The organism is Bradyrhizobium sp. (genome assembly GCF_004799405.1).
In the GTDB taxonomy this organism is placed as follows: domain Bacteria; phylum Pseudomonadota; class Alphaproteobacteria; order Rhizobiales; family Xanthobacteraceae; genus Bradyrhizobium.
Genome location: NZ_SSMW01000125.1, coordinates 1 through 10,672, shown reverse-complemented (window position 1 = coordinate 10,672; position 10,672 = coordinate 1). Strand labels below are relative to the sequence as shown.

The following is a 10,672-nucleotide window of genomic DNA, read 5'->3' as shown; positions in this document are numbered from 1 at the left end:
TGAAATTTGTGGTGACGCTGTCGCTGGCGATCTCGGCCATCGCGGTCGGTCTGCATCTGTCGCGGCCGGAGGCCTCGCTGAAGGGCTGGGCGTGGCTGCTGCTGATCCCGGCAGGCCTTCTCGCATTGGGAATCGGAAGCGAGATGATGATGCCGCAGCGCTTGCCGATGATGACGCGGTTGATCGGCAGCAATTCGCGGGTGTGCATGACCGCGATCCCGCTGCTGTCGCTGCCATTGCTGGCGGCGGCGCTGATCGGCCTGCGTCACGGCGCGCCGGCACGGCCCGCGGTCGCCGGCGCGGTCGCTGGATTGTTGTCGGCGGGGCTGGCCGCGACACTCTATGCCTCGCACTGCACCGACGATTCTCCGCTGTTCGTGGCAACTTGGTACACGGTTGCGACTGCGCTCGTCACCGCGGTCGGCGCACTGGCGGGATCGAGGATACTGCGGTTCTAGCGCGGACGCTAGGCCGCTAGCGGTTCTTAGGCTGCCGGAGCTGCCGTCTGCTGCATGCGGTGGAATCGCAGCACCTGCTGCGCGGTCGAGGGCCGCAGCCGTTCGTAGGTGGCCTTGCAGGCCTGCAGATCGGCCCGGTCCATGCCGGAAAGATCGTCACGCATGTTGATGATCGCCTTGACGGTCGACCATGACAAGCCCGAAACCTTCGCCAGGATCATGACGCCCTCGGCGCGGGTTTCAACCATCATGTTCTCTGCGATCGATACCGGCACGTTGGCAAGAGCTGCGATCGCCGCGTTGGCCTCATCGAACTTCCCGGCATCGGCAAACGCCGCAACCTGATGCTCGTCGAGCCTGCCGTCTTGGTACAAGGATTTGACCAGCGCGTGGGCGATCATGGTTTCCCGGGTGATGGCCGAAGGCGCCGACCGCGCCCGCCGGGTCGCCTCCCGCACCGCCAATGACACGTCGCCCACCAGCGGCGGATTGGCGGCCTCGAGCCGCATTCGCACCGTTTCCGACGCCTTCGCAAGCAGCTTCAGATAGAGATGACGGGGAATGGTCGGGCGCAAGCCGATGCAGGTCGCGAGATCGTCGTCCCCCTCGGCGCGGCTGATCAAGCCGGTGAAGCCGCGTTCGGAGAATTCAGCGCCGGGATTGTTGACGGTGCTCTGGATCACCTCGTCGTTGCCGCGCAGCACCAGCACGTCGGTCACCGCACCGCTCAACACCCTTCGGGTCGAAATCGCCATCAAGTGCGCCTGGCTTTTGCTGCGTGCGGTCTCGATCAGCGCGTCATCGTCAAGCCGTTCCGATTTGGACAGTACAGGAGCCGCGATCTCGATGAGGTCGTCGAATGCCAGCGCCCGGATCGTCCGCGGCGGCGCGGTGTCGATCGAGGCCAGACGATTGGCGAGCAGCGCCTTGGCCGAGTTTTCGATCAGATGCAGCAGGCATTGGAACACGTCGTCGAACAACCCGATCTGTTCGCTCGAATAATCCACGGCACCGTTGATGAAAAGATCGGTCACGCGCCGCAGGGTTTCGACCCGGCGCGCGACGGTTCCATGCGCAAGCGTGGTCTGCAGTTCGTCGAGCAGGCTTTCGGAGGTGGCGGTGGATTTCGAACTCATGACTCTGTCCTGGAGCGTTCGGGTGTGCGGACCGGCGACGTTTTCTGCGTCTCGGTAAAGCGGGTATGGTCGGATCAGGCGCTGGCGATGCGGTTGCGTCCCCGTGCCTTGGCTGCGTAGAGCGCGCTGTCGGCGCGCGCGAGAAGGGTGTCCGGCGTCTCATTTGGGTTAAGCGTTGCGACGCCGGCGGAAATCGTCACCCGCATGCCGGGCGAGAACGCGCTCCAGTCGAGATCGGCGATGATGGCCCGAAGCCGGTCGAGGATGCGCGCCGCGCCATCGTGGGGGGTATCGGGAAGCACCAGCAGAAATTCCTCACCGCCGTAACGGCCGAACCTGTCGATGTTGCGGATGTTCGCGAATACTGAAATAGCGAATGCGCGGAGCACTTCGTCGCCGGTCGGGTGGCCGTAGGCGTCGTTGATGCGCTTGAACCAGTCGAGGTCGATCAGCGCAATCGAGCAGGCGGTCTTGCTGCGATAGGCGCGCGCGATCTCGTCATCCAGCATCCGCATGATGCAACGGCGGTTGAAGGAGCCGGTCAGTTCATCGAGCTCGGCGAGCTCCTCGATGCGCTTGTAGGCTTCGCTGAGTTCGATGCCGCGTTTGTACAGCTTTTTGCGCAGCGAGTCGCCGTAAAGCCCGACGAACGCGCACTGTCCGATGGTGAGAATCAGGCACGACGCTGCGGCGAGACGCTCGACGGGGCTGGCGACCGGCATGCCGATGGGAACGCGGGTCAGCAGGAAAATCGAAGCTATCGCCAACGCCGTGAGGGTCCAGGCGATCGCTGCCTGCAGCGGCGTCATCCGTAACGCGGCAACGCCAAAAATGAGAAACAGCACGTTCAGAAAAGCGTAGCCGATTTCCGGCGCAACCAGCAGAAACCCGAGCTGGATCACGACATGGCCGGCGACCTGAAAAACCGTGAGGTAGTGATCGTCGAAACGATCATTGACCTGCATTTCGGACAGCAGGGCAAAGACGCCGATCAGGGCAACGCCGGACAAGAAAAATGCCGACGGGATCAGCGGCGCGATCGTGCCGGCATGCACGTAAATCAGCAGGGCGGCCGTACCGAGCGCATAGCTTACCACCTGCACCGCGAAGGTATGCCGGCGCTGCGCCACGTGGCGCTTCAACACATCAGAGGGCAGCCCGCCGGCGAGCGGGACACTGCCGACAGGGCCCTCACCTTGAAGCAATGAAGCTGCGTTGCTCATGTCCCGCCGTCATGGAATGCAATGGCAAAACATTAGGGAGAAAAGCCTTTAGGTTTGGTATCTTTCGCGGCCAGCGCCCTTGTTTCGCAACGGAAATCGGCCGGATCGCGGGAGTGCGACGCGGGCGCCCCAATTCGATGGCAACCGCCGACGATGGTGGGCCACGCAAAGGCTGTTTTGCGGATCAGGCCTTGAAAAAATCGGCGGGTAGCGGATGGTGGGTCATGACGAAAATTTCAGTATCATGATACCACTTTTTAGCCTTTGTTCGTCCTTGCGCTTTGGACGGCTGCCCGGCAGTCGTCTTGTGTGCGGCACATCACAGATGCAGCCGAGTTATTGCGATAATTTGAAGAATCTTGCCTTTCCAATCGAACCAGCCGCCAACCCAATCAGACCAATCTTGCGAGACGGCCATTGAGCGCGACACAGGCGGCTTCGGACGACGTCCTGATCGCTCGGATTGCTCAAGGCGACCGCCTCGCCATGCAGGTGCTGTACGGAAGGCACCATGTCAGAGTGTTTCGCTTCGGGCTTCGGCTCGTGCGGGATGAACAGGCCGCAGAAGATCTCATCGGCGAGGTTTTCCTCGATGTGTGGCGCCAGGCTGGCAAGTTCGAAGGCCGATCCGCCGTTTCCACTTGGCTGCTGGCAATTACGCGATTCAAGGCCCTGTCTGCGTTGCGCCGCAGGAAGGACGTTGAACTGGACGATGAGGCCGCCAATGCGATCGAGGACGCGTCCGACGACCCCGAAGTGGCGGTTCAGAAAAAGGATACCAGTGAAGCGTTGCGCAAGTGCCTGACGGCACTTTCGCGGGAACATCGGGAGATTGTCGACCTCGTCTACTATCACGAGAAATCCGTGGAAGAGGTGGCCGAAATCGTCGGGATTCCGGAAAACACGGTGAAGACGCGGCTGTTTTACGCGCGCAAGAAATTGGCCGAACTGCTGCAGGCAGCCGGCGTGGAGCGAGGCTGGCCATGATGGCGATGAGTAGGAAAATGCTCGAGCAGGAGCCTGGTGAAATAGAAATGCTGTTGCCATGGCATGTGGCCGGCACCCTGAATGCGCGCGACGCCCGCCGCGTCGATGAGGCGCTCGCCCGCGATCCGCAGCTTGCGAAGCAATATGCCGCAATCAGGCAAGAGTACGCCGAGACCATCCGTCTCAACGAGAGTCTCGGCGCGCCGTCCGCGCGCGCCATGCAGAAGCTGTTCGCGGCAATCGATGCAGAACCGGCGCCCAAACCGTCGGCATCGCTCAACATCGCCGCGCGTATATCGGGGTTTTTCGCAAGGCTTTCGCCGCGGACGCTGGCCTGGTCGGCGAGCCTTGGCGCACTGGCGCTGTTGCTGCAGGCAGGCGTGATCGGCGGGCTGCTGGTGAAGAACCAGAATGCCTCGTTCGAGACGGCGTCGCTGAGCACCAGCACTCGGGCAACGGGAGCCGAAGCGGCGCCGCGTGCGCTGGTGAGGTTCGCGCCGGATGCGCGCGTCGCCGACATCACCGCATTGCTCGACAATTACCAGGCCTCAATCGTCGATGGCGCCAAGGGCGGCCTGTTTCAGCTGCAATTCGGCAACAAGGCGATGACGAAAAGCGAAATCGACGGTCTGATGAGCAAGCTGCAGAGCGAAAAGATCGTCAGCCTCGCCGTCGCTACGCCGTGAGACGGCTGGCGCTTAACGCATAAGCCCGAGGTTTCATGGTCCGAGATCGTGCCACTTGGCGGAAGAAGATGCGGTGCGCGGTGGCGGCGTTGACCGCAGCCGTGTTGTCGTTCGTGTGCCTCGGGGTCCCTGCGGCTCATGCCCAAAGCATTATGCGCTCGCCTAACCTCAATATCGGTCCGCGCGTTCCGAGCATCAACCCAAACGTCGGGCCACGGCTCGCACCGAACATAGCAGGCCGAGGCGACTTCTCGGGCCGAACGACGTCCAGAGTCGGCGTCAGGAATTCGACGTCCGTGGACAGGAGGCCGGTACCCGCGGCCGTTATCAGATCGACGCTTCCGTATCTGCGCCTTCCACCCTACCTCTATCCGGCTTGTGGCGATGCCGATGGCGCTGGCGAACGCGGGTGCCTGGACCGGCCGGTCTCGTCGGCCAGAAATAACACCGGTGGCCCGCCGCGCAACGCGCCCATCAACCTGCACACCGTCGCGGGCGAACTCGTAGCCGAGATTGACGGCTCGGGGTCCGTCGTACAGGCCGACGAACTGGCGCGGCGTCATGGCCTGGTGCGGTTGGAATTACAGCATTTTCCACTGATCGACAGTACCATCGGCCTGTTCCGCATTGTCGATCGCCGCCCGGCGGACACGGTCGCCAACGAACTTGCCTCCGACGCCAGCGTTCGCTCGGTGCAACCGAACTTCCGTTACGTCCTGCAGGACCAGAAGGTCGTTTTGACCGAGGGCGATCCCGCGCAATATGCGCTGACGAAACTTCGACTGCCCGAAGCGCACCAACTGGCCCACGGCGCCCACGTCACCGTTGCCGTGATCGATTCCGGGATCGACGACAGACATCCGGAACTTGCGAACGCAATCGCCGATACCTTCGATGCGCTCGGCAGCAAGGAAGGTCCGCATGCCCATGGCACCGGCATTGCCGGCGCCATCGTGTCGCATGCGAAACTGATGGGAAGCGCGCCGGCGGCGCGGATTTTGGCGATCCGCGCTTTCGGCGCGGCGCCGAACGGCGCGGAGAGCACATCGTTCGTCCTCCTCAGGGGTCTCGACTACGCCGTGGCGCACGGTGCGCAGATCGTAAATATGAGTTTCGCCGGCCCCAAGGACGGGTTGATCGAACGCGGGATCGCCGCCGTGGCTGCGAAGGGTATCGTGATGGTCGCAGCGAGCGGCAACGCCGGACCGAAATCGCCGCCGCTCTATCCCGCCGCCAATTCCAACGTGATTGCGGTCAGTGCCACCGATGCCCAGGACCGGTTGTTTGCTGCGTCGAACCGCGGCAGCTATGTCGCGGTGTCCGCGCCCGGCGTCGATATCTTCCTGCCGGCGCCGGACGCAAAATATCAGATCACCTCCGGCACCTCGTTTTCGGCCGCTTATGTCAGCGGTCTGGCGGCGCTGATGCTCGAGCGCAATCCCGCGTTGAAGCCGGACGAGGTTCGCGCGATCCTGATGAGAACCGCCCGCGATCTCGGCGCCCCCGGCCGCGACGACCTGTTCGGCGCCGGCGAAGCGGATGCCTTTGCCGCGGTCTCGGCGGTTGCGTCAGCTCCGGCGATACCGGTCACTGACGCGCCGCCATCTGAAAAAGTCTCGAACCGGCAGGATCTTCCCGCGACGCGGGCCTTGAACGAGCCGGCGGCCGCCATGGCCTCGGAAAAGTCGGGTGAAGGGGTTGGGCCTGCGGCGCACTGAGTTTCCGCCCCGAAAACCCTTGCCGAAAAGTTAAAAAACCCGCAAGCGCTTTGAACGTCGATGCCGTTGCCGCGACAAATACAGGTGGGAGCGGTTATCTCTCCCCAACGAGGCTGTATCCGGCGCGAGCGCCCATCTACCCCAAGCGCCCATATGGCTTGACCCGTCCGGTTGTCCCCCCGGACGGGTCTTTCGTTTTGAGGAGCCTCTCGCGGCCCGCGATACCCTCGCGCGGACCGACTGTGAATAAGGAGGATAAGCGCGGATTTCCAAGGCTTTCCGTGGAAACACCGGCATCTGGTGCGGGCATCGGCTGGACAAAACAAAAGTTTTCCACAGAATATAACCGTCACTATCTAATTGATAGTTGATTCGTCCCAGTTGCGTCGGCGTCCGCTTTTTCTCCTGCGGGCTGGTTCATGACACATCTCTTAGACGTGGCACGCGGCCACGGCATTGTCGCGCGTTGGTGCGCCTTTGCCGAGCAGCGGCTGGAATACCTCACCGAGTTGTTCGAGACCGGCCGCTGGCGCCGCTATCACAGCGAACGCGCCTTTCTCGAAAATATCCAGGAAGCCAAGACCGCGGTGGAAGTCTGGCGCGATCTGGCGACGCGCGAGGCCTCGCGGGATAACCGTGCCATCGATGCCTCCTGGCTCGATCGCGCCGCACCGCCGCTGCCGCGCGAGGATACGCCGCGCGATCGGGTTCGTTCGGTTGCACCGCAGCCGGCGGAGATGCCGGTCTCTTCGCCCAGCCAGGACGTTCCGGTCGCCGCGCAACCCGGTCGGGTTGCTTCGGACGAGGCGCCTTTCGCGCCGGTCTCGGATGCGCCGGTCTTGAACGACGCCTTGGAGCCGGTGCTGGACATCGACTCGATCGAACAACGCTATCCGTTGCTGAGAAACAGGCTGTAGCGGCAATCTACCTTCTCACCGCATTCGTTCCCACCACCACCTGGGCAAAACGCTGTGCACCGTCGGCCGACAGATCCGCGGTGACGGGGCGGGCGTGATCGAGCCCGACTACCGCACCGCGCGGCGTTTCCGAGATCATGTTGTTATTGACCAGTGCCGTGCCTGCGCCTGCGGTCACCGACACGCCGATGCCGACGAAGCTATTGCGGATCACGTTGCCGGAGATGACGACGTCGCGCAGATATTTGCCCCAGCCGGCGACGATCCCGAACGAGGGCGCGTTCTCGATCACGTTGCCGGTGACCGAGGTATCGGCCTCGACATAGATGCCGACGCCGGCGTCGTCGTCGGGAATGGTGCCGATCGGGCGCTTCGGCAACAGGTTGCGGATGATGTTGCCCTGCACCACCGCGAGGCGTCCGCCCTGGTTGAAATTGCAGACGGAAACACCCAGCGCCGCGCCGTCCACGGTGTTGTTGGCGATCACCGCGCCCTCGAACGAAAATTCCGAATACAGCGCCACCTCGCGGACATCGCTGACGCTGTTGCCGGTGATCTGGATGTTGGACGCCGAATTACCGCGCACCGCCGAATAATCGCAGTTGCGGATGCGGTTGCCGCGCACGATCACGTTGCCGGCGCGAAACGCGTTGATGGCGTTGCCGTATTGTCCGGAGCCGCCGGGACCGGCCTTGATATTCTCGATGCGGTTGTCGAGCACCTGGGTGCCGTCATCGCCGATGGCGGTGCGCAGGATTTCGATGCCGTTGTCATTGGTGCCGGCAATGGTGTTGCGTGAAACCAGCAAGCCTTGCGCGTCGAACGACACGATCGCGGTGGCGGCGGTGCCGGTGATGATATTGCCGCTGAGGTCGCCGGAAATGTTCTCGAACCAGATGCCGTTGCCGCCGCTACCGGATATTTCGCAATCGATAATGCGGATGTCGCGTCCGCCGAGGCAATGCACGAGACCGCGCCGGGTCGGCAGCGGGATGCCGCCGCCGTCGAGCGTGATGTTGGCAAGACCGATGCTGTTGGCGCCTTCGCCGGACAGCATCGATGCGCCGCCGGTGAAGATCAATTTCGTGGCGCCACGCACGCCGGTGAGCTGCGCGCCGTTTTGCAGGCGCAGCAGACCGGTGCGGTAGATACCCGGCGGCAGCGCCAGCGGGACTTGCGCGCGGGCGGCCTCGTCGATCGCGCGCTGCAGCGCCCGGGTCTGATCGTCGGGACTGTTGGGCCTGACACCATATTGCGTGGCGTCGCGCCCGAGCGAAGCGGTTGGCGGCGCCGCGCGCGCCGCGTCAGCCGGCATGACAAGCGCGCCGGCCATGCCGGCAGCGGTTGCCCCGATGAGATGGCGGCGATTGACATCCATGATCGCGTTTCCGGCGGAAGTCGCTTGGCGGGTTTCCGCAACAGGGAAGTAACGCAGAAATGCGGCGGCGCGTGACGAAGGCGAGGGCATGACCAGGCGATTGTTGGGGGTAGGGTTAACGGCATTGCATCATCGTTCGCGCACCTTCTGCCGTGTCAGCCTCACCATCTCCAGCAGCATCGCCTCACCGGCATCGACCAGCTCCTCCAGCGTGATGCGGTGACCGGTGCCCTTGCGCCGCGGTGCCTCGCCGCGCGCCAGCGTTGGAATGTGCACGAAGGCGGCAAGGCGAAGATCGTCATTGGTGTTGGCAGCCTCGATCGCGCGCCAACTCAGGTAGTTGCAGAGATAGCTTCCGGCGTCGCGCGAGGCGCGTGCATCGATTCCGGTGCCGACGGCTGCACGCAACAGTCTGGCGGTGTGCGGGCCGAACCCCATGGCGCCGATCTCGGGCGCGATCGATCCCTTGCGCACCCGGGTGTGGTCGGCGTCGGGCCACAGCATCGTGACGGCATTGCGGGCGCGGGTCTCGACCCGCACGTATGGCGTACGCGCGGCGAGGCCGAACATCAGCAGCGCCTGCGGCCGATGCCTGGCCAGCAATTGCGGCAACTGGCGATCGACCGCGCGATAGGTGACCGGGAAGATGTGGCCGATCAGTTCGACGTCGCTGAAAACGGGGCGGCGCAGTCGCAACAGCCGCGCGACCAGCGGCTGCGTCGGATTACAGGGCGCGCCAGGGAACGGGCCGAAGCCGGTGATCAGGATGCAAAGTTTATCGCTCATTTCACCTCAGCATCTCCGCGATCTGCTCCGCCGCCAGCGCCGGCGTGATGCGGCCGTCGGCGACTTCGGTTTCGATCTTTTTCACCCTCGTGCGCATCGATGCGTCGGCGCGCAGCCGCGCCATCATCCGCTGTTCCAGCATCGACCACATCCATTTCACCTGCTGCAGCCGCCGCCGCGCGGCGAATTCACCTGAGGCATTCATCGCGGTGCGGTGATCGAGGATCTTCTGCCAGAGTTCGCCGATGCCGGCGCCCGTCAGCGCCGAATAGGTCAGCGCCGGCGGATGCCAGTGTTCCGAACGCGGGCTGAGGATATGCAGCGCGCCGCGATATTCCGCCGCCGCCAGATTGGCGCGCTTGATGTTGTCGCCGTCGGCCTTGTTGACCGCGAGCATGTCGGCGAGTTCGACCAGACCCTTCTTGATGCCCTGCAACTCGTCGCCGGCGCCCGGCAGCATCAGTGCCAGGAAAAAATCGGTCATGTCGCAGACCGCGGTTTCGGATTGCCCGATGCCGACGGTTTCCACCAGCAAGACGTCGAAGCCCGCGGCCTCGCACAGCAGCATCGCTTCGCGGGTTTTCGCCGCGACCCCGCCGAGCGTGCCCGACGCCGGCGAGGGCCGGATGTAGGCGTGATCGGAGGCCGCGAGCCGCGCCATCCGCGTCTTGTCGCCGAGGATCGAGCCGCCGGTGCGCGCCGACGACGGATCGACCGCGAGCACCGCTACCTTGTGGCCGCGCTCGATCAGGAACATTCCGAGCGCGTCGATGGTGGTGGATTTGCCCACCCCGGGCGAGCCGGTGATGCCGACCCGGATTGCGTTGCCGGTGTGGGGCAACAGCGCCTGCACCAGATCGCGCGCCGCCGCCTGATGATCGCCGCGCCGGCTCTCGATCAGCGTGATCGCCCGCGCCAGCGCCGCGCGATGACCCGAGCGGAGCTCTTTTGTAAGTGCCTTGAGATCGACGGAAGTGTTCGGCGAGGTCATGCCTTGCTTTACAACGGCATGGCGCAGCAGGCGAGGGGGCAAACTATGTTCAAGTCGTCATGCTCCGCCAACGGGTCTCGCCTTCGGCGAGCCCGATGACAGGCTCCGGCGGGGCATCCAGTACGCCGCGGCTTATCGGTTCAATCAGACGCCTCTGGAATACTGGATCATCCGCCTTTGCGGATGATGACGGCCCGGATTTGATTTCAAACAGCGATCCCGTCGTTGAATGTGACTCCGCAATCCCGCGGCGCGATGCGTCCGAGTTTTGCCAGTAATTCCTTAAACCCTCCGATCAGAGGGCGCAGGGAATGCCGGGCGCCCAATGCGCCCGCAGCCTGGCAGGGCAGAAAAACAAGCCATGCCAGCAAAGTCACCACGGTCACACCGGA

Annotated in this window: 11 protein-coding genes; 5 read left to right on the top strand and 6 right to left on the bottom strand. The window is 63.8% G+C overall.

The window, feature by feature from the left end:
- A partial coding sequence (locus E7813_RS19640) for a DUF1109 domain-containing protein (RefSeq protein ID WP_291576727.1) occupies positions 1–458 on the top strand: 458 nt, incomplete at its 5' end.
- Positions 459–484: 26 nt separating this feature from the next.
- Here the strand turns inward: E7813_RS19640 and E7813_RS19635 are convergent.
- A complete protein-coding gene (locus E7813_RS19635; protein ID WP_291576725.1) occupies positions 485–1,594 on the bottom strand; it encodes a DUF2336 domain-containing protein in 1,110 nt (369 codons plus the stop codon).
- Positions 1,595–1,668: 74 nt separating this feature from the next.
- A complete protein-coding gene (locus E7813_RS19630) occupies positions 1,669–2,817 on the bottom strand; it encodes a GGDEF domain-containing protein (protein WP_291576723.1) in 1,149 nt (382 codons plus the stop codon).
- Positions 2,818–3,234: 417 nt separating this feature from the next.
- On the opposite strand from E7813_RS19630, the gene E7813_RS19625 reads away from it, so the two are divergent.
- From E7813_RS19625 to E7813_RS19610, 4 genes are all read left to right on the top strand, one after another.
- Positions 3,235–3,804: a sigma-70 family RNA polymerase sigma factor gene (locus E7813_RS19625; RefSeq protein WP_291576721.1), complete on the top strand. Its 570-nt coding sequence runs from the start codon at positions 3,235–3,237 to the stop codon at positions 3,802–3,804.
- The gene (locus tag E7813_RS19620; RefSeq protein WP_291576719.1) at positions 3,801–4,490 is read left to right on the top strand and encodes a hypothetical protein; all 690 of its coding nucleotides are present in this window, start codon (positions 3,801–3,803) and stop codon (positions 4,488–4,490) included. The genes E7813_RS19625 and E7813_RS19620 overlap by 4 nt, the downstream gene beginning before the upstream one ends.
- A gap of 68 nt (positions 4,491–4,558) precedes the next feature.
- Positions 4,559–6,208: a S8 family serine peptidase gene (locus E7813_RS19615; RefSeq protein WP_291576717.1), complete on the top strand. Its 1,650-nt coding sequence runs from the start codon at positions 4,559–4,561 to the stop codon at positions 6,206–6,208.
- A 419-nt stretch (positions 6,209–6,627) separates the two neighbouring features.
- Positions 6,628–7,125, top strand: coding sequence for a TIGR03809 family protein (locus E7813_RS19610; protein WP_291576716.1), 498 nt, complete (start codon positions 6,628–6,630; stop codon positions 7,123–7,125).
- 7 nt (positions 7,126–7,132) lie between these two features.
- Here the strand turns inward: E7813_RS19610 and E7813_RS19605 are convergent, their stop codons facing one another.
- From E7813_RS19605 to E7813_RS19590, 4 genes are all read right to left on the bottom strand, one after another.
- Positions 7,133–8,503: a TIGR03808 family TAT-translocated repetitive protein gene (locus E7813_RS19605; RefSeq protein ID WP_291576713.1), complete on the bottom strand. Its 1,371-nt coding sequence runs from the start codon at positions 8,501–8,503 to the stop codon at positions 7,133–7,135.
- A 129-nt stretch (positions 8,504–8,632) separates the two neighbouring features.
- A complete protein-coding gene (locus E7813_RS19600; protein ID WP_291576711.1) occupies positions 8,633–9,289 on the bottom strand; it encodes a pyroglutamyl-peptidase I in 657 nt (218 codons plus the stop codon).
- 1 nt (position 9,290) lies between these two features.
- Positions 9,291–10,280, bottom strand: a complete 990-nt coding sequence (gene meaB / locus E7813_RS19595; RefSeq protein WP_291576709.1) for a methylmalonyl Co-A mutase-associated GTPase MeaB — start codon at positions 10,278–10,280, stop codon at positions 9,291–9,293.
- Positions 10,281–10,486: 206 nt separating this feature from the next.
- On the bottom strand, positions 10,487–10,672 hold a 186-nt coding region (locus E7813_RS19590; protein WP_291576707.1), incomplete at its 5' end, for a hypothetical protein.

Excerpts from the sequence above, each read along its gene's own strand:
- meaB (WP_291576709.1), bottom strand. The coding sequence starts at position 10,280 with ATGACCTCGCCGAACACTTCCGTCGATCTCAAGGCACTTACAAAAGAG.
- E7813_RS19600 (WP_291576711.1), bottom strand. The coding sequence starts at position 9,289 with ATGAGCGATAAACTTTGCATCCTGATCACCGGCTTCGGCCCGTTCCCT.
- E7813_RS19605 (WP_291576713.1), bottom strand. The coding sequence starts at position 8,503 with ATGGATGTCAATCGCCGCCATCTCATCGGGGCAACCGCTGCCGGCATG.
- E7813_RS19620 (WP_291576719.1), top strand. The coding sequence starts at position 3,801 with ATGATGGCGATGAGTAGGAAAATGCTCGAGCAGGAGCCTGGTGAAATA.
- E7813_RS19610 (WP_291576716.1), top strand. The coding sequence starts at position 6,628 with ATGACACATCTCTTAGACGTGGCACGCGGCCACGGCATTGTCGCGCGT.
- E7813_RS19630 (WP_291576723.1), bottom strand. The coding sequence starts at position 2,817 with ATGAGCAACGCAGCTTCATTGCTTCAAGGTGAGGGCCCTGTCGGCAGT.
- E7813_RS19635 (WP_291576725.1), bottom strand. The coding sequence starts at position 1,594 with ATGAGTTCGAAATCCACCGCCACCTCCGAAAGCCTGCTCGACGAACTG.
- E7813_RS19615 (WP_291576717.1), top strand. The coding sequence starts at position 4,559 with ATGCGGTGCGCGGTGGCGGCGTTGACCGCAGCCGTGTTGTCGTTCGTG.